This is a genomic window from Novosphingobium sp. LASN5T (assembly GCF_003856955.1).
Classification (GTDB): Bacteria; Pseudomonadota; Alphaproteobacteria; order Sphingomonadales; family Sphingomonadaceae; genus Novosphingobium.
This window is the reverse complement of record NZ_RQSI01000022.1, coordinates 44,646-69,783: the sequence shown is the minus strand read 5'-3', so window position 1 is coordinate 69,783 and position 25,138 is coordinate 44,646. Positions and strand designations below refer to the sequence as shown.

Below are 25,138 nucleotides of genomic sequence, written 5' to 3'. Positions count from 1 at the left end.
CGCCGCCCCTTCGGCCCGTTGCGCCCGGAGCAGGAAAATAGTCCGAAGTGGTTAATTATTTTCGCATTGCAACAAGCACTTGCAGACCGTTACCGCGATCAGTGCGCCGCGCCCCAACTGGCGCCGGTGCCGATCTCGACGCCCAGCGGAACCGAAAGTTTTACAGCGGGTTCCGCAGCGCCCGCCATGACCCGCTCGATCACCGGCTTGGCCGCCTCGACATCGCCTTCCGGCACCTCGAACACCAGTTCGTCGTGCACCTGCAGCAGCATACGGACGCCACCTAGCCCAGCCTCCTCCAGCGCGGGCATCATGCGCGCCATGGCCCGCTTGATGATGTCGGCGCTGGTGCCCTGGATCGGCGCGTTGATCGCCGCGCGCTCGCTACCCTGCCGCTCGGCCTGGTTCTTGGAATTGATGCGCGGGAACCAGGTCTTGCGGCCGAACAGGGTTTCCGAATAGCCGCGCTCGCGCACGCTCTCCAGCGTCTCGTGGATATAGCGCTGGATGCCGGGGAAGCGCTCGAAATAGCGATCGATCATCGCCTGCGCCTCTTCGGCCGAGGTGCCGAGCCGGCCGGCCAGGCCCCACCGGCTGATGCCATAGAGAATCGCGAAGTTGATCGTCTTGGCGCGCCCGCGCGTGTCGCGGTCGACATGGCCGAACATCTCGGTCGCGGTGCGCGCGTGGATGTCTTCGCCCGCCGCGAAGGCATCGCGGAGCGCCGGCACGTCGGCGATGTGCGCGGCCAGCCGCAGTTCGATCTGCGAATAGTCGGCCGCCAGCAGCACATTGCCCGGCTCCGCCACGAACGCCTCGCGGATCTGGCGGCCGATCTCGGTGCGGATCGGGATATTCTGGAGATTCGGCTCGTTCGACGAAAGCCGTCCGGTCTGCGCGCCGACCAGGCTGTAGCTGGTGTGGACGCGGCCGGTCACCGGATTGATCGCGGCCTGCAGCGCTTCGGTGTAGGTCGACTTGAGCTTGGACAGCTGGCGCCATTCGAGCACCAGCGTCGCCACTTCGGCGCCCTGCGCGGCCAGCCCTTCCAGCACGGACTGGTCGGTCGAATACTGCCCGGTCTTGCCCTTCTTGCCGCCCTTGTAGCCCAGCCGGTCGAACAGCACCTCGCCAAGCTGCTTGGGGCTGCCGATCGTGAACGGGCCGCCCGCCTTGGCGTGGATCACGGTTTCCAGTTCGGCGATGCGGGCGGCAAACTCGGCCGAGAGCGCGGCCAGCCGCTCGCGGTCGACGCGGATACCGTTGCGCTCCATCATCGCCACCACCGGAATCAGCGGCCGGTCCACGCGCTGATAGATGCGCGTGCCGCCCTCGTCGGACAGGCGAGGCTGGAACAGGCGGTGGAGCCGCCAGGTGACGTCCGCGTCTTCCGCAGCATAGCGCGTGGCATCGGCCAGCGGCACTTCGGAAAACGAGATCGCCTTCTTGCCGGTGCCGCACAGGTCCTTGAACTTCATCGTGGCGTGGCCGAGGTGCCTTTCCGACAACTCGTCCATGCCGTGCCCGGCCAGGCCGGTTTCGCTGCGCCCGGCATCGAGGCAGAAGCTCATCACCATGGTATCGTCGATCGGCGCAACCGCGATGCCGCCGACCGCTTCTCCGGCCGCCTCCCCCGCGCGCGCGAGGATGGTGAGGTCGTACTTGATGTTCTGGCCCACTTTCAGCACCGCGTCGCTTTCCAGCAGCGGCTTGAGCGCGGCCAGCGCCGCGTTCCGGTCCACCTGCACCGGCTTTTCCGCGAACATGTCGGTGCCGCCGTGGCCCAGCGGGATATAGCAGGCATCGTTGGGGCCAAGCGCCAGGCTCACCCCCACCAGATCCGCCGCCATCGCATCGAGCGCGCTGGTCTCGGTGTCGATCGCCACCACGCGGGCCTCGAACGCGCGGGCGATCCATTGCTCCAGTTCGCCGATCGACTGGACGCAGGCATAGCGGCCCAGATCGGGCGCGGGCCATTCGGGCAGCGGCTGCCGGTTCGCGCTTTCGGGCTGCACCGGCGCCACGCCTCCGGCCCCCGCGCCTTCCCCGGTGATCGGCGCGGCGGACACGGGGGCCAGCGCGCCCACGCCCAGCTTGCGCAACAGGCTGGTGAAGCCGTGTTCGCCCAGGAACGCCGCCAGCGGATCGGGCGGAATCGCGCCCAGCGTGAAATCGTCGAGCGGCAGCGGCAGGTCGCAATCTTCCTTCAGCGCCACCAATTCGCGCGAAAGCCGCGCCATCGGCGCCTGTTCGATCAGGCTTTCGCGCAGCTTGCCGGCTTTCATCGCCGGCGCGGCGGTCAGCGCGGATTCGAGATCGCCATGCTCCTGGATCAGCTTCGACGCGGTCTTGGGGCCGATGCCGCGAATGCCGGGCACGTTGTCCACCGCATCGCCCATCAGCGCGAGGACATCGCCCACCTTCTCCGGCGGCACGCCGAATTTCTCGATCACTTCGGGCACGTCGATCCGCTGGTTCTTCATCGTGTCCAGCATGTCGATCCGCGCGCCGTTGGCGGCGGTGCCGACCAGCTGCATCAGGTCCTTGTCGGAGGAAACGATCGTCACGTCCCACCCGCGCGCGGCCGCGGCGCGGGCATAGGACGCGATCAGGTCGTCCGCTTCCAGCCCGGCCTCCTCGATGCAGGGCAGGCTGAACGCGCGCGTGGCATCGCGGATCAGCGGGAACTGCGGCACCAGATCCTCGGGCGGGGGCGGGCGGTTGGCCTTGTAGGCCTCGTACAGATCATTGCGGAACGAGATCGAGCCCTTGTCGAGAATCACGCCCAGGTGGGTCGGCCCGTCCGCCTTGTGGAGATCATCGGCCAGCTTCCACAGCATCGTGGTGTAGCCATAGACCGCGCCGACCGGCACGCCCTGCGGGTTGGTGAGCGGGGGCAGGCGGTGATAGGCGCGGAAGATGTAGGCCGAGCCATCGACCAGATAGAGATGCTGCCGGGAACTGTTGGTGCCGTCCATCGCGGCGGTGTACCCGCTTGCGCGGCGGAACGGAAGGTGCAGGAGGCCGGTTGCGGAGGGAACGGCTCACCGCTTGTACAGGGCGGACTATCGCACACGCTACCGACGAAAAAAGCCTTCCTCCTCCGCGCGATGCACGGTGAAAGGCATTTCATGTTCGTCTTATGCTTGCAAGGGAATGAATTGCCGATTAATTGAGGTCCCGAAGTCTACCCCACGAGTAGGCTTTGCGGCGGGCTGCTTGCCCGGCGCGGTTCACTTCAATCCAGGGATTGTAACGCATGCGCAAGCTCATCCTCGCCGCTGTCGCCGGCACCGCTTTCACCCTCGCCGGCTGCGGCGAAAAGGCTCCGGAAGCTACCGAAGCCGCCACCGAAGCCGCTGTTGAATCGTCGGACGTCGCTGCTGACGCCTCGGCTGAAGCCAGCGCTCCGGCTGCTGACGCCTCGGCTGAAGCGAGCGAAGCCGCGAAGATGTAATCCCCGCCCGCAAGGGCAGGATACAGATAGAGGGGCGTGGCCTTGCGGCCGCGCCCCTTTCTCTTTGGCGATCTGAATCGCGCGCGGACGCGGAGCATGAACAACCCACCCCGCTGCGACTAACGCCGCCTGCGGCAGCGCAAGTCTCGCTCCCGCTCCCGCATACGGGAGGGGCTGCCCCTTATTCTCCCCTCCCGCTCGCGGCAGGGGCTGGGGGTGGGCAGCAAACGCCATGACCGCCAACAAAAAAGGCGCCGCTTGCGCGACGCCTCCCTTGTTTCGCGGTGCGATGCCTCAGCGGCGCGCGACTTCCTGCAGCGAACGGCCCAGCGGCTGGCTATAGCCATCGTACAGAACGCGCGCGACCTGCGCGATCAGCGCCGACTGCGGGGCATGACCCTCCGGCCCCGCCACGAACACCACCATGGCCAGATGGCGCCCATCGGGCAGCCGCACGATGCCGACGTCGTCGGTCACGCCTGCCAGCGTGCCGGTCTTGTGCGCCACCAGCGTCCCTTCGGGGAGGCCAGCGCGGATGCGGTTGCGGCCGGTGCTGGTGCGCGTCATCGTATCGAGCAGGACCGCGCGGCTTTCGGGATTGAGCGCACCGCCGCGGTCGATCGCGGCCAGCAGCGCCAGCATGGCGCGCGGTGTGCTGCTGGTGCGGGTATCGATCACCGTCGCCGGGTTGACCTTGCCATCGTCGCGCACCAGCGTCGCCATCGTGTGGTCGAGCCGCTGGCCGACGATGCCCTTGCGCGTCAACCACTGGTTGACCGGGGCGATGCCGCCGATCGCGGCGATGATCCCGTCGGTCGCCTGGTTGTTGCTGCGCGTAATCATGAGTTCCATGAGTTCCTGCGCGGTCATCACCGGCCCGGCGCGCACCGGAGCGATGGGGCTGCGCGCGCCGGCGCGTTCGGCCACCGACAGCATCATCGGGAAACGCTGATCGAGGCGGAAACGCCCCTGCTCCACGCCTTCGAGGAACGTGGCCGCCACCGCGATCTTGGCGGTGCTGGCCATGGGGAACGGCATGTCGCCATTGAGGAATATCTGCCCGCCACCATCGAGGTCCATCGCAGCCACGCCGATCCGGCCCCGGCTTTGCGAGGCGATCGCGGCGATCTGCTGCTGGATGATGATGTCACGCTGATCCTGCAGCGTGACGGGCGGACGTGACTGGACCGCCGGCGTGGCGCCCAGCGCCGGCAAGGCAAGCGCAGCGGCGGCCAGAAGCTTGGTGAAGCGACTCTTCATGTGACCGTTATGCCCCGACCCGATTTACCCATCGTTACTGGAATCTAACTTATTGCAAATGTTAGGCGAAGATCGTTTCAAAACGGTCCGTCGCCTCTCTCGCCCGGCTGGTCGGCGTTTGGCGCGGCAAAACGGCAATAGTTGGCAATCGGCGGTTCCCGCTGGACTTTAATCGATCGATTAAGATAATGCTCCCGTCCGGCACGAACCGGGCGATGGAGAGGGCGAATGGCAGGCACGGATTCCGACGATGAAGCCGGAAGCGCCGCGGCCGATTTCGTCGCGCGGCTCGGGGCCGTCATGGCGCGGGCGGGGCTGGCCGGCACGATCGTTTCACCGCAACGCCTGTCGGGCGGCGCCAATATGGAAAGCTGGCTGTTCGGCTGCGCGGGGCCGCAGGGCGAAGAACGATTCGTGCTGCGCCGCGCGCCTTCGGCGGAATGGCTCGCCACCCGCGCGCCGCACATGGACGGAGAGGCCGCGCTGGTCCGCCATGCCCATGCCGGCGGTGTGCCCGCGCCGGAAATCGTCGCCGAGCTGACACCGGAAGACGGTTTCGGCATCGGCTTCATCATGCGCTGCCTGCCCGGCACCGCCAGCCCGCCGGACATTCTCGCCCAGGCGGCGGACGGGTTGATAGACGAGATCGCGGGTGCGCTCGCCGCGATTCACCGGCTCGATACCGCGCCGCTCGGCTTCCTGCCCCGGCTCGATCCCGCCGAAGGCGTGGAAGGGTTGGCCGCGCAGTTCGAACAGGCCGGCGGCGACCGCCCGGTGATCGCGCTCGGCCTTGCCTGGCTGCGCGCCAACCTTCCGCCGCCATGCCCGCCGCGCGTGGTCCACGGCGATCTGCGGCTGGGCAATATCCTGGTCGATCAGGGCCACCTCGCCGGGGTGCTGGACTGGGAGCTGGCGCACCTGGGCGACAGCCACGAGGACCTTGCCTATGGCTGCATGGCGGTGTGGCGCTTTGGCCGGCTCGACCGCCCCGCCTTCGGCCTGGCCGCGCTGGAGCACTATTTCGCCGCCTACCGCGCCGCCGGTGGGGAAAGCGTCGATCCCGTGCGCTTCCGCTTCTGGCTGGTCTATCGCACCGTGTGGTGGGCGCTCGGCTGCATGGCGATGGCGCAATCCTGGCGCGCGCGCACCGACCGTTCGCTGGAGCGCGTCGTCATATCACGCCGCACCAGCGAGCAGGAGCTCGACTTGCTGCTGCTGCTCGAAGAAGGCGCGCCCGAAGCCGAACGTGCGCGCGCGCTGCCACCTCCCCCTCCGCCCGCCGCCGGTTCCGCTGGCGAGGCGAGCGCGGCCGAAATCCTCACCGCGATTTCCGAATGGCTGGGCGAAGCAGTCAAGCCCAGGCTGGACGGGCGCGACCGGTTCGATCTGGCCGTCGCGCGCAACGCGCTGGGCATCGTCCAGCGCGAACTGGCCGGGCGCCCCGATCCGGCGGATCGCGCGCTGGCCGACGATGTGCTGGCCGGACGCGCCACGCTCGCCACGCCGGGGCTGCTCGCGCGCCTGCGCCGCGCCGCGCTCGACCGGCTCGCCGCCGACATGCCGAAATATCCGGCGCTGGCCCCGGCCCGCGCGCAATGGGAGCAATGCTGATGGATTTCGATCTCCCGGCCGATCTGGTCGCCTACCTTGCCGAACTCGACGCCTTCATCGATGCCGAGATCCGGCCTCTGGAGCAAGCGGACGACAATATCCGCTTCTTCGACCATCGCCGCGAATGGGCGCGCACCGATTTCGAGAACGGCGGCTTGCCTCGCCACGAATGGGAGGAGCTGCTGACCGAGGCCACCCGCCGCGCCGACGCCGCCGGCCACTGGCGCTTTTCCGCGCCGAAGAAGTATGGCGGCAAGGACGGCTCCAACCTGTGGATGGCGGTCATCCGCGAACACTTCGCCGCCAAGGGGCTGGGCCTGCACAACGATCTCCAGAACGAGCACTCGATCGTCGGCAATTTCCCGTTCGTCGCCATGTTCGAACACTTCGGCACGCCCGAACAGCAGCAGGAATTCATCTTCGGCGGGTTCGAACGCCGCCGCCGCGTGGCCTTCGGCCTGACCGAGCCGGAGCACGGGTCCGACGCCACCCACATGGAAACCCGCGCGGTGCGCGAAACGCGCGATGGCGTGCCCGGCTGGCGCATCGATGGCGAGAAGATGTGGACCACCGGGATGCACGTCGCCACACATTGCGCCACGTTCGCGCGCACCAGCGGGCAGGACGGGGAAGCCAAGGGCATCACCTGCTTCCTCGTGCCCAATCCCGCCGACGGGCTGGTGATCGAGGAATACCTGTGGACCTTCAACATGCCCACCGATCACCCGCGCGTGTCGTTCACCAATGTCTGGGTGCCCGATAGCGCGGTGCTGGGACCGGTCGACGGCGGCCTCGCCATCGCGCAGAGCTTCGTCCACCAGAACCGCATCCGCCAGGCCGCCTCCTCATTGGGCGCGGCCACGTTCTGCGTCGAGGAAGCGGTCCGCTACGCGCGTGAACGCAAGCCGTTCGGCGAGGATCTCGCCCGCAACCAGGCCATCCAGTTCCCGCTGGTGGAGCTTGCCACCCAGTGCGAGATGCTGCGCCTGCTGATCCGCAAGACCGCGTGGCAGATGGACCGGATGGAGCACCGCCAGATCGAGCGCGAGCTGTCCGACAAGGTCTCGATGTGCAACTACTGGGCGAACCGGCTGGTGTGCGAAGCGGCGGACCGCGCGATGCAGGTCCACGGCGGCATCGGCTATTCGCGGCACAAACCGTTCGAACACATCTTCCGCCACCACCGCCGCTATCGCATCACCGAAGGGGCCGAGGAAATCCAGATGCGCAAGGTGGGAGGCTATCTGTTCGGCTACATGGGGCCGCGCAAGGGCCAGTTCGGCTGAGGCCCCTCCATCACGCCGGGGTGGCGGTCTCGCGCGGCTCCCCGGCGAACAGCCGCGCGATCACCGGCGTGATCGCGATGCGTTTCGCCCCGGCCGGGCGGTAGGCGGGCTTGGCCACGTCATAGACCAGCGCGGTGCCGTCGGCGGTCCACACGCCGTCGAAGAACAGCGCCTCTTCCCGCTGGCGGCGCGGCAGCAGCGCGGCCGGGCGCGCCCAGTCCAGCATGGCGGCGCGGGCGCCCGGCGCATCGCCGGCCACGAAGCGGCGGACCCAGCCAGCCCGCGCGATCGCCCCGGTGTTCCAGTGGAACGAAAGCGCGGCGCCCAGCTGCGGCTCGGTCAGCTCCAGCGCGCCGAACGCCGCCAGCACCGCCGGCAGGTATTTCGTCCGCAGCAACCACAGCAACACCGCCAGGCAGCGCTCCAGCGGCTGCGGATTGTCCTTATAGCGCGGAAAGACCGCGTGCCCCGAAGCCTGGGTGATCCCCACGCTCCAGGTCCACACGCCCACGCTGTCGCGATAGGCTTCGCGCGCCACGCCTTCGTGGGCGATCAGTTCAAGGACAATCCGGGGGGTCAGGTCGCGCATGGCTCGTTCCGCCAAAAGCCAGGCTCATGGCGCAGGACGGCCCGTGTAGGACAGCGCAATTGCAACCCATCACGCCGCGCCGGAAAAAGGGAACGGCCCGCCCCCGGAAAGGGAGCGGGCCGTCCGCTATCCGTGCTGTGGCGTTATCCGCTCAGGCGAAGGCGGCCTTCAGGTCGTCCACCAGATCGAGCCGTTCCCACGGGAAGAAATCGCCCTCGGCCTTGCGCCCGAAGTGGCCATAGGCGGCGGTGGGCTGATAGATCGGCTTGTTGAGACCCAGATGCGTGCGGATCGCGCGCGGAGTCAGACCGCCCAGCTTGGCGATGCCCTTGATCGCCTGTTCGATCCGGTCGTCGCCCACGGTGCCCGTGTCGTGCGTGTCGACATAGAGCGAGAGCGGTTCGGACACGCCGATGGCATAGGCGATCTGGATCGTGCAGCGCGTGGCAAGGCCCGCCGCGACCACGTTCTTGGCAAGGTAGCGAGTGATGTAGGCCGCCGAACGGTCGACCTTGGTCGGGTCCTTGCCCGAGAACGCGCCGCCGCCGTGCGGGCTGGCGCCGCCATAGGTATCGACGATGATCTTGCGCCCGGTCAGGCCGGCGTCGCCATCGGGGCCACCGATCTCGAACGAGCCGGTCGGGTTGATGTAGTACACCGTCTCGCGCAGCAGCACCGGCGGGATCACCTCGGCGATCACCCGCTTCACATAGGCGTGCAGTTCGGCTTCCTTGTCGCCCTCGTCATAGCCCGGCGCGTGCTGGGTCGAGACGACGACCGCCGTCGCGGCGACCGGCAGCGAGCCTTCGTAGCGCAGCGTGACCTGGCTCTTGGCGTCGGGTTCCAGGAACGGCGCCGCGCCCGAATGGCGGTCGGCGGCCATGCGTTCCAGGATCTTGTGGCTGTAGTAGAGCGTCGCCGGCATCAGGTCGGGCGTCTCGTCGGTGGCATAGCCGAACATGATGCCCTGGTCGCCGGCGCCTTCGTCCTTGTTGTCAGCGGCGTCTACGCCCTGCGCGATGTGGGCCGACTGGCCGTGCAGGCGGTTGATGAACTCGAACTTTTCCCAGTGGAAGCCGTCCTGCTCATAACCGATCCGCTTCACCGTATCGCGCACGGTCTTCTCGATCTCCGCCTGCGCGCCCGGCGCCCAGGCGCCATCTTCATAGACGCCCTTGCAGCGGATCTCGCCGGCAAGCACGACCAGCTGTGTGGTGGTCAGCGTTTCGCAGGCGATGCGCGCTTCCGGGTCCTTGGACAGGAACAGGTCGACGATGGCGTCGCTGATCTGGTCCGACACCTTGTCGGGATGGCCTTCGGAGACGCTTTCGGAAGTAAACAGGTAATCGCCGCGCATTGCACCATCCGATATAAAGGTTTCTTTATGTGTGTGCGTCTAGCGCCACCGGCGGCGGCTGGCAACCAGCGCGATGCAAAGAAGAACTCCGGCCCAGCAAAGCGGGAGCAGGTTACCCATCCGCGCGAACAGAGTGGGCGGGTGGACGGGCGGCACAAAACCGTCGAGCCTCCCGGCATGGTGCGATGGCAGGAACTGGCGCACCGCCCCGTCGGCATCGATCACCGCGCTGATGCCGGTGGTAGTGGCGCGCAGCACCGGCATGCCTTCCTCGATCGCGCGCATCCGCGCCTGCGCCAGATGCTGCGGCGGCCCCCAGCTTCCGAACCAGCCGTCGTTGGTGGGGTTGAACAGGTAATCGGGGCGGTTGCCGCGATCGATCACGTGGCCGGAAAAGATGATCTCGTAGCAGATCTGGAAGCCCGCCTTGCCCCATCCGCCATCCGCCACCGGGCCGAAATCGACCGTGCGCGGGCCGGGGCCGGCCAGGAAATCGACACTGCCCGCCACCAGCCGCGACAGGCCGATCGGCTCCAGCAGCTCCCGCATCGGCAGGTATTCGCCATAGGGCACCAGATGCGCCTTGGCATAGCTGCCCCGGATCGCGCCGGCGCCATCGAGCGCGGTCACCACGTTGTAGGCACCGGTCACCTTGCCCCGCGTGAAGACCAGATCGGCCGCGCCGGTCAGGAGCAACCCGCGCGCGCCAATCACGCGCCCGATCCGCGCGCGCGCCAGCGCGGGGTCGGCGGCATAGGTCGTCTCTTCGTACCAGCGGCGGGCATAGCCCGGCCGCAGATAGTCCGGCACGCCCGATTCCGGCCACAGCACCAGCCGCGTCCGGCGCGGATCGGGCGCGAGCGAGAGGCCGGCGGTCACGCGGAACTGGTCCTCGAAGGTGCGCGGATCGTTAAGGTCTTCCTGCCGCGTGTTGGGCTGGACCAGCGTGAAGGGCAGCGTGCCCTGTTCCGCCCCGCCGTGCAGCGGCAGCAGGAACAGCACCACCGGCAGCGCGGCGTGCAGACCCGCCGCTACCCAGCGCCCCGCGGCGACAGCACGGCCCGCGAACAGCCACTGCGCGGCCAGCAGGATCACCAGGGCGGAAAGCGCGTACGTCCCGGTCCACGGCGCCACCATGGCCAAGCCCGGCCGCGTGAACCCGCCCAGCGCGATCATGCCCAGCGGATTCCACGCAAAGCCGGTGAAGGCCCAGCCGCGCAGCCACTCGCTGACGATCCAGCACGCGGCGAAAGCCGGAACCAGCGCCGCCCGCCCGCCCCGTCCCAACCAGCGTCGCGACAGCCACCACGCGGCCAGCGCGCCCAGCGCGGGAAACACGGCGAGGTAGAGCGCGAGCAGCACGACCGCGATCCAGCCCAGCCACGCCGGCATTTCCGCCTGGTACGTGAACGCCGTGGCGATCCAGTTGTTGCCGAGCGTGAAATGGCCGACGCCGAAGGCCCAGCCCAGCAGAGCCGCGTGCCGCGCGCTGCGCGCGCCGGCGAGCAGGTGCATCAGCCAGGCCAGCCCGGCCAGCGCCAGCGGCCACAGTGCCAGCGGCTGGAAACCGGTGGCGGCGATCGCGCCGGCAAGCACTGCGCCTGCCGGACTGTGCGACCAGATGCCCGGCCATTCCGGCAGGGGGCGATGAATCGGGGAGCGACGCGTCATCGCGCCCGCTATGGCGAGCGCGACGCGCGACCGCAAGCAATCACCCCGCCGGTAGGATTCCGATCACGGGGATTGCGGTAATCAGGCTTCGGAGACTTCCGGCGCGGGGTTCTTGCGCGGACGGCCACGGCGCTTCGGCGCAGGGGCGGCGTCCTCGGCCGCTGGAGCCTCGATGGGCAGCTCGGGTTCGCTGCGCGCACCGATCGCCGGCGGCAGGATCGCCGCGTCGAACGTGGGCGCAGCCTCGGCCTTCTTCACCGCCGGTTCGCGGCGCGGACGGCGTTCGCCACGCGGACGGGCGGCCGGTTCTTCGGCAGCCACCGGCGCTTCCTCGGGCTGCTGCGCCGCGGGCTGTTCCTGCTGGGCACGGCGTTCGCCACGCGGGCGCAGGCCGCGCGCCGCGCGGGCATCGCGCACGAACGGGTTGTCGGAAGGGCCGGCCATCGGCTCGCCCTCATCGGCCCGAACACCCTCGTCCACGCGGAACGGATCGGCCTGCTGCACATCGGCGGAAGAGGCCTCGTCCTGCTGCGCCGTCTCGCGCTCAAAGCGGCGGCGCGGTTCGCGATTGTCGCGCCCGTCCCGGCTGTCCCGGCTGTCCCGGTTATCGCGGCTCTCGCGGTTGTCCCGGCCTTCCCGGCTGTCACGGGGCTCGCGCTGTTCCCGCGGTTCGCGGAACTCGCGCTGCTCGTCGCGGCGCGAAGGCGCGCGGTCGAACGCGGGGAAATCGCCTTCCACGCTGAAATCGAGCGAATCGTCGTCGCCCTCCGGCTCCTGCCAGCGTTCGCCGTTGCCGCGCTGGCGCTGTTCTTCCTGCCGGACGCGGGTGTCGGCGATCACACGGAAGTAGTGATCGGCGAACTGGAGATAGTATTCGGCCTGAACGCGGTCGCCATTAAGGTGCGCGTCCTGCGCCAGCTTGCGATACTTCTCAAGCAGCTGGGGGGCGTTGCCCCGGGCGCGACTGTCAATGCGGTTGAGCTGCTGACCGCCACCCTGAGCACGGTTGTTACCGCGACCCCGCCGGCGGTTGTTACCACGATTGTTATTCAACTCAGGCACTTCCTTGCTTGGGGCGGCCCCATTGCAACGTCCGTTGAATCAGAATGCCGCACAACCCTCCGCCACAGTCCCGGCCTTCGGAACGTGGAACCCAGCATCTGCTTTCGGCCGACCCGGAAAGGCCGGTCTTTCCTGCAAATGGTGGAACTGGCCGGGACGGGAAGCCTTCATCCGTCGCCCTGCCTGACAAGCCTCCTAATCGGCGGACGATGCCTTGCCAAGCGAAATCTTGGGTAAAATCGCCATTTCGAGCGCGCGCGGACGACCACCCAGATCGCGATGCAGCCGCGCCGAAAGACCGACCCCGGCGGCAATCGCGGCGACCGCTTCGGCCTGCCGCCAGCCGATCTCGACCAGCGCCACGCCGCCGGGCGCCAGCAGCCCCGGCAGTTGCGGCACCAGCACGCGGTAGGCGTCGAGTCCCTCCGCCCCCGCGAACAGCGCGCCGGCCGGTTCGTGATCGCGCACCACCGCTTCCAGCTCGGCCGCATCTTCCACATAGGGCGGGTTGGCGAGGATCAGGTCGAACCGGTCGAGCCCGGATGCCCAGCCGGGCACGTCCCAGTCGCGCTCGTGGAACATGGCCCGCGCCGCCAGCCCGGTGCGCTCCGCATTGCCGGCAGCGACGGTCAGCGCGCCGGGCGAACGGTCGATGCCCACCCCCCGCGCCTCGGGCAGCGCGCTCAACGCCGCCAGCAGCAGCGCGCCCGAACCGGTGCCGCAATCGAGCACGCGGCGCGCAGCGGGCCGGGCGGCAAGCGCCGCTTCCACCAGCGTTTCGGAATCCGCGCGCGGGATCAGCACGTCGGGCGTCACCGCCAGGTCCAGGCTCCAGAACTCCGCATGGCCCATGATGTAGGCAACCGGCTCGCTCGCCCGCCGCCGCGCGAACAGCGGCTCGAACGCGGGTGGCGCGGGATCGCGCATGTGGCGCAGCAGCAGGTCCGATCGCGATACGCCCAGCGCGTGGGCCATCAGCAGTTCCACGTCGAGCCGCGCGGTCGATGCGCCCGGCCCCAGCGCCGCGGCGGCATCGCGCAGCCGCTCGGCCACGGTCATGCGTCCATCGCCGCCAGCCGCTTGGCCTGGTCCTCGGCGGTCAGCGCGTCGATCAGCTCGCCCAGCCCCGGCCCTTCGAGAATCTCGGGCAGGCGGTGCAGCGTCAGATTGATGCGGTGGTCGGTCACGCGCCCTTGCGGGAAGTTGTAGGTGCGGATGCGTTCGGAGCGGTCGCCCGATCCCACCATGGCCTTGCGCGCTTCGGCCTCCTCGCCCTGCGCGGCTTCGCGCTGCGCCTCGAACAGGCGGGCGCGCAGGACCTGCATCGCCTTGTCCTTGTTCTTGTGCTGGCTGCGCCCGTCCTGACAGGTGACGACCGTGCCGGTGGGCAGGTGGGTGATGCGCACCGCCGAATCGGTGGTGTTCACATGCTGCCCGCCCGCACCGCTGGCGCGATAGACATCGATCTTGAGATCCTTGTCCTCGATGCGGATGTCTACCTCGTCAGGTTCGGGCAAGACGGCAACGGTTGCGGCGGAAGTATGGATGCGCCCGCCCGATTCGGTAACCGGCACGCGCTGCACGCGGTGGACGCCGCTTTCGAACTTCAGCTTGGCGAAGACGCCGCTGCCGGTAACGTTGGCAACGACTTCCTTGTAGCCGCCCAGATCGTTGGCGTTGACCGAGACGACTTCCACCCGCCAGCCCTGCTCGGCGGCGTACTTTTCGTACATGCGGAACAGGTCTGCGGCGAAAAGCGCGGCCTCGTCCCCGCCGGTGCCGGCGCGGATTTCCAGCATGGCAGGGCGGCTGTCGGCGGCGTCGCGCGGCAGCATGGCGATGGCCAGGCGATGCTCGGCCTCGGGCAGGTCGGCGCGCAGCCGGGCCAGCTCTTCCTCCGCCAGCTCACGCATGTCGGGGTCCGGCTCGTCCAGTGCCGACAGGCTGGCCAGCTCGCCGCGCATCGCGCCGACGGCAGCGGCGGCCCGCGCCACCGGCTCCAGCTCGGCATAGTCACGGCTGGCGGCGATGAACTCCGCGCCTTCCAGCGTCCCCGAAGCCAGCCGCGCCTCCAGCTCCGCGAACCGCGCGCCGATCTGGGCAAGGCGGGTGTCGGAGATGGTCATGCGGGGCGCCTCGCAATCACGGTAGCCACCAGCGTCATCCCGGGCTTGACCCGGGATGACGCTACCCAGCCACAAACCACGCGAATGCAATCGAGACCCCGGGTCAAGCCCGGGGTGACGAAGATATGATTTTCCAACAACTTCATCATTTTGCAGTTGTTGGGAAATCAAAGGCATCGAGCAGCGCTTGAACCCTACCCAGCCCGATGACCCCAGAATTGAGTACCCGATGGCTTCGTCCAGCGACACCATCACGAATATCAAGCGAAACGATTTCGGCCGGATTTAACTTCTTCGCACGGTCAAAGCGTTTGCGAGGGCTTCCTGTCACGAGCAGCTCAGTAGCAAGTCCAGCGCGACGAAAGTGCGCAGCCAGGCTGGCGGCTTCAATGTCCCGATCTCCATTTTCCGATACAACCGCGACCGCGGGCAAATCGGCAGCCATCCCGCCCGCATCCCCCACCAGCATCGCCAGCCGCTCGACGCCCGCCGCCCAGCCGACCGCCGGGGTGTGCGGCCCGCCCAGCGTCTCGATCAGCCCGTCATAGCGGCCGCCGCCCAGCACGGTGCCTTGCGCGCCCAGCCGGTCGGTGACGAATTCGAACGCGGTGTGGCGGTAATAGTCCAGCCCGCGCACCAGCGCCGGCGCGCGCGTCCAGGCGACGCCCGCCGCGTCCAGCCCGGCGGTCACCTTGCCGAAGAAGTCCTGCGCTTCGGCCCCGAGGAACGCGTCGATCTTCGGCGCGTCCGCGACGAAGACCTTGTCGCGCGGGTCCTTGCTGTCGAGGATGCGCAGCGGGTTCCTTTCCAGCCGCTCCTGCGAATCCTCGCTCAGCTCGCCCTTCACGGCGCGGAAGTATTCGATCAGCGCGGCGCGCCACGCCTCGCGGCTTTCCGCATCGCCCAGCGTGTTGAGCTGCAGCGTCACGCCGTCGGCGATGCCCAGTTCCTTCAGCAGCTGGTCCGCCATCACCAGCAGTTCCACGTCGGCCTGCGGTTCGGCCGCGCCGATCACTTCGGCGTCGAGCTGGTGGAACTGGCGGTAGCGGCCCTTCTGCGGCCGTTCGTAGCGGAACAGCGGCCCGTGCGTCGCCACCTTGACCGGGGCATATTGCTGCCAGCCGTTGGTCAGGTAGGCGCGGGCGAGGCCGGCGGTGAATTCCGGGCGCAGCGTCAGCGATTCCCCACCGCGATCCTCGAAGCTGTACATTTCCTTGGACACGACATCGGTCGTCTCGCCCAGCGAGCGGCTGAACACGGCGGTCTTTTCGAACACCGGCATTTCCGCGCGGCGGAAGCGGTACAGCTTGCGCACGCGTTCGAAGGACTCGACCACGAAGGCGAAGGCCTCGGCGTCGGCACCGAAAATGTCCTGCGTGCCGCGAATGGCCTGGGGCGTCTGAATCTGGCTCATGGCCCGCGCGATTAGCCGCATTGTGGTCCCACGAAAAGGGCACTCGGCAATGGTTGCGGACGGAACCGGTTCGCGCCATGAAGGCGCCATGGCAAATTCCTTCAAGGCCCCGGCCCTTCTCGCCGCGCTTCTCGTCACCGCTTCCGCCCTTCCGGCCCATGCCCAGGTCCAGCCGGCCACCAACACGAAGCCGATGGCGGTGCCCATCGTGCGCCAGGTGCCCGATCCCGAGGACAAGCCGTTTCCCGGCACGATCCGGCTCGACATCGACGCCACCGACGTGACGCGCGGAGCCTACCGCGTGACCGAGACGATCCCGGTTCCCCCCGGCGCGACGCGGCTGACGCTGCTCTATCCGCAATGGTTGCCCGGCAACCACGGCCCGCGCGGGCCGCTGTCCGAACTCGCCGACGTGCGCTTCACCGCCGGCGGCAAGGTGCTGACGTGGACGCGCGATCCGGTCGAGGTCTATGCCTTCCATGTCGACGTGCCGGCCGGCACGCCCGCGATCGAGGCGCGGATGGTCCACACCTCGCCCTTGCGCGATTCCGAGGGCCGCGTGACCATGACGCGCGAAATGCTGAACCTGCAGTGGGAGAAGATGTCGCTCTATCCCGCCGGGCACTATGTCCGCCAGATCCGGGTGCAGCCGACCGTGGCTGTGCCCGACGGCTGGACGGTGTTCACCGCGCTTGATGGCAAGAAGCAGACCGGCAACCGCGTGAGCTGGGACGTCACCGATTACGAGACGCTGGTCGATTCCCCGATCTTCGCCGGCCTTCACGCCCAGCGCTTCTTCCTCGGCAATTCGGTCTGGCTCGATGCCATTGCCGACAAGCCCGAGCTGCTGGCGATAAAGCCCGAAAACCTCGCCACCTACCGAGCGCTGGTGGACGAGGGGCTGGCGCTCTACGGCGCGAAGCATTTCGACCACTACGACCTGCTGCTGGCGCTGACCGACCGCATGGGCGGGATCGGGCTGGAGCACCACCGGTCCAGCGAAAACCAGTACGAGCCGCGCACCTGGATCGACTGGGCGGCGAACGACTGGGACCGCAACGTGATCCCGCACGAATTCTCGCACAGCTGGGACGGCAAGTTCCGCCGCCCGGCCAAGCTGTGGACGCCCGATTACCGGCAGCCGATGCAGGACAACCTGCTGTGGGTCTATGAAGGGCAGGACCAGTTCTGGGGCTATGTGCTGGCCGCGCGGTCGGGCGTGCAGACCAAGGATACCGTGCTGGGCATGCTGGCCAACAACGCCGGCCTGTTCACCCAGTATCCGGGCCGCGAATGGCGTTCGGTGGAGGACACCACGCACGATCCCGTCTTCGCCGCGCGCAAGCCCAAGCCGTTCAGTTCGCTGGCCCGCAACGAGGAGTACTACACCGAAGGCGCGCTGGTCTGGCTGGAAGCGGACCAGATCATCCGGCAGGGCACCGCCGGCAAGAAGGGGCTCGACGATTTCGCCAGGGCCTTCTTCGGCATCCGCGATGGCGATTGGGGCGTGGTGCCCTACGAGTTCGAGGACGTGGTTTCCACGCTCAACGGCGTGTTCCCCTATGACTGGGCCAGCTTCCTCAAGACCCGCATCCAGACGCCCGGCCAGCCCGCGCCGCTCGGCGGGATCGAGCGCGGCGGCTACAAGCTGGTGTGGAAGGCCGAACCGAACCCGTTCGACAAGGCCCGCGCGGCGGACAGCAAGGCGCTTTCGCTCTACCATTCGATCGGCGTGACGATCGACAAGGACGGCAAGGTCACCTCCTGCCGCTGGGACAGCGCCGCGTTCAAGGCCGGCGTGGTCAGCGGCGTGCAGATCGTCGCGGTCAACGGCCTGACCTACGATCAGGATACGCTGAAGCAGGCGATCACCGCCGCCAAGACCGACGCCGCCGGCGGCGCCAAGCCGCTGGACCTGACGATCCGGCGCGACGACCGCGTCACCACGGTGTCGATCGATTACCATGACGGGCTGCGCTGGCCCTGGCTGGAACGCGCCGCGCCGGGCACCGCGCCCACCGGGCTGGACATCCTGCTCTCGCCCAAGCGGACGACGCGCTAGCACCATGGTTTCGGGAACGGGAACACGGTGGGCGCTCGGCCAGCGGTTCGCTCCGGCGCGCTTCGTCCTGTTCCTGATCCTGAGCGTGGCGGGCTTCGCCGGCTGGCGCAATCTGTTCGGCGGGCACGGCATGGCCGATTCGCTGGCGATGGGCTTCGATTTCGGCGCCACCGCCTTCCTCGTCTCGCTGTGGCCGCTGCTGCGCGAATGCGATGCCGCCGCAATGCGCCGCCATTCGGAGGAAAACGACGCCAACAGGGTGGTGGTGCTGGCCATCACCACGGTGCTGACGCTGGTGGTGATGGCGGCGATCGCCGCCGAACTGCCCAGCGCCAGCGCGGGCAACCACATAGGGCTGGTCAAGCTGGTCGGCACGCTCGTGCTCACCTGGCTCTTCGCCAACATGGTCTACGCGCTGCACTACGCGCACCTCTACTACGTGCGCGGCGGCGATGACGGGAAGGACACCGGAGGCCTTGATTTTCCAGGCACGGACACGCCGGACTACTTCGATTTCGCCTATTTCGCCTTTACCCTGGGCATGACGTTCCAGACATCGGACACCGCGATCACCAGCCAGGCGATCCGGCGCATCGTCACGCTGCATTCGTTCGCCGCGTTCGTGTTCAACATCGGGGTGATCGCTTTCACCATCAACGCGCTGGGCGGCGGCCATTGAGCCGGCCGATCCGATCGAATTCCTGGCGATAAGTATTGTTGCGGCGCACAACGCGCGACGCTAGAGGCGGCTCCATCGTGTTCGAACCGGCCGCCGTTTCGGGGCCAAACCATAGGCAAACCATGCGCATCGACCTGATTCCGACTGGCGACAACCCGCCCGAGACTCTCAACGTCATCATCGAAGTGCCCACCGGCGGCGAACCCGTGAAGTACGAATTCGACAAGGCTTCCGGCGCGCTGTTCGTCGATCGCATCCTGCACACGCCGATGCGCTATCCGGCGAACTACGGCTTCGTGCCGCACACGCTTTCGCCCGATGGCGATCCGCTGGACGCGCTGGTGATCTCGCGTTCGCCCTTCATCCCCGGCTGCGTCGTGCGCGCCCGTCCCATCGCGGTGCTGAACCTGGAAGACGAAGCCGGCGGCGACGAGAAGCTGGTCTGCGTGCCGGACGACAAGACCTTCCCCTACTACTCCGACGTCGCCGAGAAGGACGACCTGCCCGGCATCGTCATGGAGCAGATCGAGCACTTCTTCACCCACTACAAGGATCTGGAAAAGAAGAAGTGGGTGCGCATCGGCACCTGGGGCGGCGCCGACGACGCCAAGCGCATCACGATCGAGGCGATCGAACGCGCCAAGGCTGCCAAGACCGCCAAGGTCGACTGACCCTTTGCGGACCGACCGGCCGCCTCACTCGGTGGGGCGGCTGGCGTCAAGCAGATCGCGGCCCTGCGCATTGCCCGCGCGCTCGCGATCGACCATCGTTGCGATATGATGCTCGGGCGCCACGCTCTCGGCGCCGGCGGCCTGGACCGGCGGCGCCTCGGCCTTTGGCGCCGCTTCGCCGGCATCCTGCTCCATGCGCACGTGATAGACCGTGTCCGGCAGCGCGAAGCCCTGCTCGCGCAGCGCGCGCCGCACCGCCTCGATCACCAGCGTCCGCGCCTTGCCGAAACCGGTCTGCGTCTGGTCCACCCAGCCGGTGAAGCGCAGGACCTGCGTCGCGCCGTCGATGCTGACCACTTCGGTTGACGGCTCCGGCGCCGGCAGCACGAAATCCTGCCCGCGCATCGCCTCCAGCGCCACCGCGCGCGCCGTCGCCGGATCGGCGGCCGGATCGATCCCCACCTCGAACGCAAAGCGCCGCGTCGGGTTCGTGGTGAAATTGACGATCACCGCCTTGAACACGGTGCTGTTGGGAATGCGCAGGTGGTTGCCATCCAGCGTCATCAGCACGGTGGCGCGGCTGGTCAGGCGCACTACGCGGCCTTCCCAGGAATCGATCTTCACATGATCGTTGGCGCGGAACGGCTGGCGGATCGAGAGCATCAGCGACGAAATGTAGTTATCGATGGTGTCCTTGACGGCAAAGCCCACCGCGATGCCGAACACCCCCGCGCCGCCCAGCACCGCGCCAAGCAGCGCCGTGGCTCCCACGATGTCGAGCGCCAGCACGATCCCCGCCACCACGAACGTGAAACGGATCGCGCTGGCGAGCAGTTCGGCCAGGAACGGATTGGGCGCGACGCGGTGCCACAGGTTCTTGCGGGCAGCGATCGCGTAACCGAGCATCCCGATCAGCACCGCCACCGCGATCGACACGCCGATCAGCGGCAGCGCTGCGACCAGCCCGGCGAACTTGCCGCGCGCGCCGCTCAGCGCCGGGTCGAGATTGCTGTCCACGGCCAGATTGCGGGTCACGCGGTTCTGCACGGTCACCACGCCGGCCACGCGCCCGGCGATCGCCTGCGCCTGGGCGATCGCGTTTTCGTCGGCCACCTGCCCGCTGAGCGTGACGACGCCGGAGGCCACGCGCACGTCGATCCCGTTGAGACTGCCGATCTCGGCGAAGATGCCGCGGATGCGCGCGGCGATCTGCGCGTCGGCATCGGCCGAAACGGTGGAGGCGATCGCGCCGCCGGATGCGGAGGACGACGTGCTGGCGGAGGGCGACGCGCTCTGCGCGGCAACCGGCCCGGCCGGCATCATCGACGCGGCCAGCAGCGACAGGATCAGGAAAGGCAGGCGAAGGTGTGAAACACTAGAAACGGCCATATGCACCCGACAGCGCGCCGCTCGGGCAAAAGTTCCCCGCCGGCCCCGCCCCATGGCCCCGGTGGCCTCAATGCTGGCCTCAATCCCCGGCAATGCTGAGGCCGTCGATGCGCAGCGTCGGCACATCGATGCCGCGATGAATATCGAGATCGTCCGCCGCCACCAGCGCCGCGAACATGTCGATCAGGTTGCCGGCCACGGTGAATTCGGCCACCGCCCCGGCGATCTCGCCATTGACGATGCGGAAGCCCGAAGCGCCCCGGCTGTAGTCGCCGGTCACGCCATTCACCCCCTGCCCGATCAGCTCGGTTACATAGACGCCGTCGGCGATGTCCGCCATCAGCGCCTGCGGCGTGACCGTGCCGGGCTGGAGCACCACATTGCTGGCCGTGACGTGCGGCGGCCCCGAAGCCCCGCGCGACGCATGGCCGGTCGGCTCCGCGCCAAGCTGACGGGCCGAGGCCGAATCCATCAGCCATCCGGTCAGCCGCCCGGCCTCCACCAGCGCGCGCGGCGCGGTCGGCAGGCCTTCGCCGTCGAACGGGCGCGAACGCAACCCGCGCGGCCGCAGCGGATCGTCGAGAATGGTGATGGCGGAGTCGAACAGCTGCGCGCCATCGCGATCCAGCAGAAAACTGGCGCGCCGCGCGATCGCCGCGCCCGATATCGCCCCCAGCAGGTGCCCGACGAGTGATCCCCCGACGCGAGGATCGAACACCACCGGCATCGTTCCGCTCTTGAGCTTGCCGGGGTTGAGCCGCGCCACGGCGCGGTCTCCGGCGCGGCGGCCGATTTCGGCGGGGGGCAGCAGGTCGGCGGCATGGCGGCCGCTGCGCCAGCTGTAATCGCGCTGCATCGCGCCGCCTTCGCCGGCCACGACGGACGCCGACAACCCGTGGCTGGTCGCGGCATAGGCCCCGGAAAAGCCATGGCTGGTAGCGAGCGCGACCACGCCGCGCCCGGCGCTGGCGCCCGCGCCTTCGCTGTTGGTCACGCCCGCAACCGCGCGGGCAGCGTCTTCCGCTTCCTCGGCCGCGGCGCGCAGGTCCTGCGGCGAACGCTCGGCGGCGTCTTCCAGATCGAGGTCCGCGAACGGGCCTTTCGCCAGCCGGTCCCCCGGCGCGAGGCCCGCATACTTGTCCGCGGGCGCCGCCCGCGCCATCGCCACCGCGCGTGTCGCCAGTTCGTCGAGCGCGGCATCGCCGAGGTCGGTCGACCCGATCGAGGCGGAAGCGCCACCGACGAACACGCGCAGGCCGATATGTTCGGACTCCGACCGCTCCACATCCTCCAGCGCGCCGAGCCGGACCTGCACCGATTCGCTGGCGTTGGCGAGATAGATCGCATCGCCCGCCTCCGCGCCGGCGCGCACGGCGCGTTCGATCAGCGCGTGGCAGCGCTCCTGGGCTACGGCGGGGGACAACATGGTTCGGCCTCTCGGATGGGGCGCGGAGGGGGCCGCGCAAGCGATCAGGCCACGGCGTCTAGCCCGCCCGATTCACGACCGCAATCACGGGCTTGCCGGCCGGGCAAGGACGCTCTCTTCAGAACAGCGCGGCGATCAGCTTGAACAGGCCGGTCAACAGGAACGGCAGCCCGATAGCCAGCAACCAGATCGAAACCTGATCCTTGCGGAACGCCACGCGCCGGTCCGGATCGGCGGCCGCGGCATCGCCGATATGCTCCCAGCGCCGTTCGAAGCGGCGGAACATAGGAATGATCGCCCCTACCAGCACCACCAGCGCCAGCATCGGCAATGCGGAAGCGCTGTCCCCCTCGATCGCCTGCATGGTCACGAAAATCTGCAGGCCGGTATAGACCAGCAACGCATAGGCGACCGTGTCGCTCATCCGCTTGCGCCAATCCAGTTGGCCCCGACTGCGCCCGACGGAGAAGGCCTTGCCCATACATCCTTCCTTCTAGGTCCGTTTCCGGGAATAGATCACGCAATCCTGCGTGTTTCAAGGCCAAACGGGCATTTATCGCGCAGGGCATACCGCCGGAAGCGGCGACCATGCACAAATCCTGCCAGTTATGCCGGAAGCTCCCCCAAGTTGCGCGCGAGGGGTTTGATCGCGCGCCAGACCCGGCTATGGCGGGTCAGCGACCGGAAACGGCAGAACCGTAAACAGTTCAGGCGGAACCGCATACAGATGACAGCCCTTGCCGACACCACGCCCGCGGACAGCGGGCATACGCCGGGATCGGCCCCAGGATCGAACGACACCTCGCCTCCCTTGCCGCAGGGCGGACTGGAAGTGGTGTCGATCGCCAAGAGCTACGACAAGCGCGCGGTCCTGACCGATATATCACTGTCCGTTGGCAAGGGCGAAGTGCTGGGCCTGCTCGGGCCGAACGGCGCGGGCAAGACCACGTGCTTCTATTCGATCATGGGGCTGGTCCGCCCGGATTCGGGCCGCATCCTGCTGGATGGCGTGGATATCACCCGCCTGCCGATGTACCGCCGCGCGATCCTGGGCCTGGGCTATCTGCCGCAGGAAACCTCGATCTTCCGGGGCATGACGGTGGAACAGAACATCGCCACCGTGCTGGAACTGATCGAACCGGACAAGGCCACACGCATGGCCGAACTCGATCGCCTGCTGGACGAATTCGGCCTCACGCGGCTGCGCACCAGCCCGGCCATGGCGCTTTCGGGCGGTGAACGGCGCCGGTGCGAAATCGCCCGCGCGCTGGCCGCCAAGCCCTCGATCATCCTGCTCGACGAACCCTTCGCCGGGATCGATCCGCTATCGATCAGCGACATCCGCCATCTGGTCAAGGACCTCAAGCGGCGCGGCATCGGCGTGCTCATCACCGACCACAATGTCCGCGAAACGCTCGACATCGTGGACCGCGCCTGCATCATCTATGGCGGGCAGGTGCTGTTCGCGGGCAGCCCCGAAGCGCTGGTGGCCGATCCCAACGTGCGCCGCCTCTATCTGGGCGAGGGCTTTACGCTCTGATGCGCGGGGCGGGGGAACACTGAACGATGGCGCTGGGTCCGCGCCTCGACATACGGCAAACCCAGTCGCTGGTGATGACGCCGCAGCTCCAGCAGGCGATCAAGCTGCTGGCGCTGTCCAATCTCGAAGTGGAAACCTTCATCGGCGAGGCGCTGGACGCCAACCCCCTGCTCGAGATCGGCGAAGCGGCCGCGCCGCCCGATCCCTTGGACGGTCTGCCCGAGGAAGCCCGGCGTACCCAGCTTGAAACCTCCCCGGTCGACCAGCTCGTCAGCGAGGGCCGGGTGGAAGAGGATCGCCCGCTGGACATCGACGTTACCGCGCTCGATCGGGACCGCGATACCGGCGATCTCCCGGATTACGGCTCGGGAAGCGGGGCGGCCGGCGCGGCGGCGGGCGGCGAAGGCCCCGGCATCGACGAACGCGGCGATTTCGACGAGACGCTGGCGCAGCACCTCCATGCCCAGATCGGCGCGGCGACGTCCGACGCGCAGCTCCTGTTCGTCGCGCGCTGGCTGATCGACCAGATCGACGAGGCCGGCTACCTCACCATCACCCTGGCCGAAGCCGCCGCCGACCTCGGCGTGCCCCCCGCCACGGCGGAAGCGGCGCTGGCGCTGGTGCAATCGCTCGATCCCACGGGCGTCGGCGCGCGGTCGCTGGCCGAATGCCTGGCGCTGCAGGCGCGCGAGGCCGATCGCTACGATCCCTGCATGGCGCGGCTGATCGACAACCTCGACCTTGTCGCGCGCGGGGAGTTTTCCCGGATCAAGCGCATGTGCGGCGTGGACGACGAGGACTTCGCCGACATGCTGGCCGAGCTGCGCGGCTATGATCCCAAGCCCGGCCTGCGCTTCGGCGGCGGCGGTGCGGAAGCCGTGGTGCCGGACATCCTGATCCGCGCGGTGCCACGCAAGGACGGCTCGGTCGATTGGGACATCGCGCTCAACCAGGCCACGCTGCCGCGGCTGATCGTCAACCGCAGCTATTACGTGGAAATGCGCGGCGCCTGCGTCAGCAAGGAAGCGCGCGGCTGGCTGGGGGAAAAGCTGGCCGACGCCAACTGGCTGCTGAAAGCGCTGGACCAGCGGCAGAAGACGATCCTGAAAGTGGCGGCCGAGATCGTGAAGCAGCAGGACGGGTTCTTCCGCCACGGCGTCTCGCACCTGCGCCCGCTGACGCTGCGCGCGGTGGCGGAAGCCATCGCGATGCACGAATCGACCGTCAGCCGCGTGACCTCGAACAAGTACCTGCACTGCGATCGCGGCACGTTCGAGCTGAAGTACTTCTTCACCTCGGGCGTCGCTTCGGCCGACGGCGAAGGCGCGGTATCGGCCGAGGCGGTGAAGGCGGCGATCCGGCAACTGATCGACGCCGAGGATCCCAAGGCGATCCTGTCCGACGATGCGCTGGTAGATCTGCTGAAGCAGCGCGGCTTCGATCTCGCCCGCCGCACGGTCGCCAAGTATCGCGAGGCGATCGGGCTGGGCAGTTCGGTGCAGCGCCGCCGCCAGAAGGCGCTCGCCGGGGTGCGCTGA

General features: G+C 68.3%; 20 protein-coding genes. 8 read left to right on the top strand and 12 right to left on the bottom strand.

What is annotated here, in order from left to right; all coding sequences use genetic code 11:
* Positions 1-98 precede the first annotated feature (98 nt).
* A complete protein-coding gene (polA, locus tag EH199_RS15065; RefSeq protein WP_124810121.1) occupies positions 99-2,978 on the bottom strand; it encodes a DNA polymerase I in 2,880 nt (959 codons plus the stop codon).
* 281 nt (positions 2,979-3,259) lie between these two features.
* On the opposite strand from polA, the gene EH199_RS15060 reads away from it, so the two are divergent.
* On the top strand, positions 3,260-3,457 hold the full coding sequence (locus EH199_RS15060; RefSeq protein WP_124810120.1) for a hypothetical protein: 198 nt from the start codon (positions 3,260-3,262) through the stop codon (positions 3,455-3,457).
* Positions 3,458-3,751: 294 nt separating this feature from the next.
* On the opposite strand, the gene EH199_RS15055 is transcribed toward EH199_RS15060, so the two are convergent.
* Positions 3,752-4,717 carry a serine hydrolase gene (locus EH199_RS15055; protein WP_124810119.1) on the bottom strand — a complete coding sequence of 322 codons (966 nt, stop codon included), beginning with the start codon at positions 4,715-4,717 and terminating at the stop codon, positions 3,752-3,754.
* Positions 4,718-4,945: 228 nt separating this feature from the next.
* Between EH199_RS15055 and EH199_RS15050 the strand changes: the two genes are divergently transcribed.
* Both EH199_RS15050 and EH199_RS15045 read left to right on the top strand, forming a co-directional pair.
* Positions 4,946-6,328: a phosphotransferase gene (locus EH199_RS15050; protein ID WP_124810118.1), complete on the top strand. Its 1,383-nt coding sequence runs from the start codon at positions 4,946-4,948 to the stop codon at positions 6,326-6,328.
* Positions 6,328-7,614, top strand: coding sequence for an acyl-CoA dehydrogenase family protein (locus EH199_RS15045; RefSeq protein WP_124810117.1), 1,287 nt, complete (start codon positions 6,328-6,330; stop codon positions 7,612-7,614). Before EH199_RS15050 ends, EH199_RS15045 begins: the two co-directional genes overlap by 1 nt.
* Positions 7,615-7,624: 10 nt before the next feature.
* Here the strand turns inward: EH199_RS15045 and EH199_RS15040 are convergent, their stop codons facing one another.
* The 7 genes from EH199_RS15040 to hisS form a co-directional block, all read right to left on the bottom strand.
* Positions 7,625-8,203, bottom strand: coding sequence for a lysozyme (locus tag EH199_RS15040; protein WP_124810116.1), 579 nt, complete (start codon positions 8,201-8,203; stop codon positions 7,625-7,627).
* Between the two features lie 151 nt (positions 8,204-8,354).
* Positions 8,355-9,560 (bottom strand): methionine adenosyltransferase, encoded by a 1,206-nt coding sequence (gene metK, locus EH199_RS15035; RefSeq protein ID WP_124810115.1) that lies wholly within the window; start codon positions 9,558-9,560, stop codon positions 8,355-8,357.
* A gap of 39 nt (positions 9,561-9,599) precedes the next feature.
* Positions 9,600-11,231: an apolipoprotein N-acyltransferase gene (gene lnt, locus EH199_RS15030; RefSeq protein ID WP_124810114.1), complete on the bottom strand. Its 1,632-nt coding sequence runs from the start codon at positions 11,229-11,231 to the stop codon at positions 9,600-9,602.
* Positions 11,232-11,312: 81 nt separating this feature from the next.
* Positions 11,313-12,284 (bottom strand): DUF4167 domain-containing protein, encoded by a 972-nt coding sequence (locus EH199_RS15025; RefSeq protein WP_124810113.1) that lies wholly within the window; start codon positions 12,282-12,284, stop codon positions 11,313-11,315.
* A 204-nt stretch (positions 12,285-12,488) separates the two neighbouring features.
* Complete coding sequence (gene prmC, locus EH199_RS15020) at positions 12,489-13,352, bottom strand: peptide chain release factor N(5)-glutamine methyltransferase (RefSeq protein ID WP_124810112.1); 864 nt, start codon at positions 13,350-13,352, stop codon at positions 12,489-12,491.
* Positions 13,349-14,419 (bottom strand): peptide chain release factor 1, encoded by a 1,071-nt coding sequence (prfA, locus tag EH199_RS15015; protein ID WP_124810111.1) that lies wholly within the window; start codon positions 14,417-14,419, stop codon positions 13,349-13,351. Before prfA ends, prmC begins: the two co-directional genes overlap by 4 nt.
* A gap of 145 nt (positions 14,420-14,564) precedes the next feature.
* Positions 14,565-15,833: a histidine--tRNA ligase gene (hisS, locus tag EH199_RS15010; protein WP_124810110.1), complete on the bottom strand. Its 1,269-nt coding sequence runs from the start codon at positions 15,831-15,833 to the stop codon at positions 14,565-14,567.
* Between the two features lie 88 nt (positions 15,834-15,921).
* Here hisS and EH199_RS15005 point away from each other — a divergent pair, with 88 nt between their 5' ends.
* The 3 genes from EH199_RS15005 (at position 15,922) to ppa (ending at position 19,245) form a co-directional block, all read left to right on the top strand.
* Positions 15,922-17,895 (top strand): M61 family metallopeptidase, encoded by a 1,974-nt coding sequence (locus EH199_RS15005; protein ID WP_190287284.1) that lies wholly within the window; start codon positions 15,922-15,924, stop codon positions 17,893-17,895.
* A 4-nt stretch (positions 17,896-17,899) separates the two neighbouring features.
* Positions 17,900-18,574, top strand: a complete 675-nt coding sequence (locus EH199_RS15000; RefSeq protein ID WP_124810108.1) for a DUF1345 domain-containing protein — start codon at positions 17,900-17,902, stop codon at positions 18,572-18,574.
* A 122-nt stretch (positions 18,575-18,696) separates the two neighbouring features.
* The gene (ppa, locus tag EH199_RS14995; protein ID WP_124810107.1) at positions 18,697-19,245 is read left to right on the top strand and encodes an inorganic diphosphatase; all 549 of its coding nucleotides are present in this window, start codon (positions 18,697-18,699) and stop codon (positions 19,243-19,245) included.
* A gap of 24 nt (positions 19,246-19,269) precedes the next feature.
* Here ppa and EH199_RS14990 read toward each other — a convergent pair whose 3' ends face one another.
* The 3 genes from EH199_RS14990 to EH199_RS14980 form a co-directional block, all read right to left on the bottom strand.
* The gene (locus EH199_RS14990) at positions 19,270-20,634 is read right to left on the bottom strand and encodes a mechanosensitive ion channel family protein (RefSeq protein ID WP_124810106.1); all 1,365 of its coding nucleotides are present in this window, start codon (positions 20,632-20,634) and stop codon (positions 19,270-19,272) included.
* A gap of 79 nt (positions 20,635-20,713) precedes the next feature.
* The gene (locus tag EH199_RS14985) at positions 20,714-22,060 is read right to left on the bottom strand and encodes a TldD/PmbA family protein (protein WP_124810105.1); all 1,347 of its coding nucleotides are present in this window, start codon (positions 22,058-22,060) and stop codon (positions 20,714-20,716) included.
* A gap of 118 nt (positions 22,061-22,178) precedes the next feature.
* On the bottom strand, positions 22,179-22,541 hold the full coding sequence (locus tag EH199_RS14980; RefSeq protein WP_124810104.1) for a hypothetical protein: 363 nt from the start codon (positions 22,539-22,541) through the stop codon (positions 22,179-22,181).
* Between the two features lie 246 nt (positions 22,542-22,787).
* Between EH199_RS14980 and lptB the strand changes: the two genes are divergently transcribed.
* Both lptB and rpoN read left to right on the top strand, forming a co-directional pair.
* Entirely contained in the window at positions 22,788-23,600 is an 813-nt protein-coding gene (gene lptB, locus EH199_RS14975) for an LPS export ABC transporter ATP-binding protein (protein ID WP_124810103.1), read from the top strand.
* 26 nt (positions 23,601-23,626) lie between these two features.
* Positions 23,627-25,138: an RNA polymerase factor sigma-54 gene (rpoN, locus tag EH199_RS14970; protein WP_124810102.1), complete on the top strand. Its 1,512-nt coding sequence runs from the start codon at positions 23,627-23,629 to the stop codon at positions 25,136-25,138.